This is a genomic window from Pseudomonas sp. IT-196MI5 (assembly GCF_949767415.1).
Taxonomy (GTDB): domain Bacteria; phylum Pseudomonadota; class Gammaproteobacteria; order Pseudomonadales; family Pseudomonadaceae; genus Aquipseudomonas.
Window position 1 is genome coordinate 1 of record NZ_CATKPZ010000058.1, and the last position, 655, is coordinate 655.

At 61.7% G+C, this 655-nt stretch carries 1 protein-coding gene; it reads right to left on the reverse strand.

All coding sequences use genetic code 11. The features are described 5' to 3' along the window. The coding region (locus ACM6IK_RS24275; protein WP_414876355.1) for an OmpP1/FadL family transporter at positions 1 to 655 on the reverse strand (655 nt) is incomplete at both ends.

The window sequence follows — 655 nt, forward strand, 5'->3', positions numbered from 1 at the left end:
CGCCGAGCCAGACCATGGCCCAGCTGACGTTGATATCAGTGTCTTTGTTCAGCGCATAGGTGGCGCCTGTGGCAATGCGCCAGGATTCGTTCATCGGCAGGATGACGGAACGTTTGCTGTCCGACACGGCGCTGCTGTCGTAGGCCACGCCGACGTTCCACAGCCATTGCTCGGTGGCCTGGTACTGCGCGCCCAGCGAGAGGTGCCAGGTGTCCTTGAACCCGGCGTCGATGGTTGTCGATTGACCACCCAACGCGGTGGTATCGACGTCCACTCCAATCTCGCCGAACTCCGACCAATCCTGCCAGTTGGCCGAAGCGAGCAAGGCCCATTGCTTGTCCAGTTGCTGGAACAGGCTCAGGGTCACCGTCTGCGGCACTGTCGTATCGATTTTGGTTTTGGTGTTGTTGACGCGATCGAGCAGACGGCCGTCGCCTTTCACATCCAGCCGGTCCTCGAAGTCCAGGTCGACCTGGCTGGTGTAGGTCAGGCCGATGCGCGTGCCGGGTTGCGGGGCATAGATCACCCCGACGTTGGCGCCGTAGCCCCAGGCGCCATCCTTGTATTTGAACTGGCCATCCGCGCGGTCGGTGAAGCCGAAGGGGGAGCGGTCGATGGCGGTGTCTGCCTTCAATATGCCGTACATGGCCTTCAC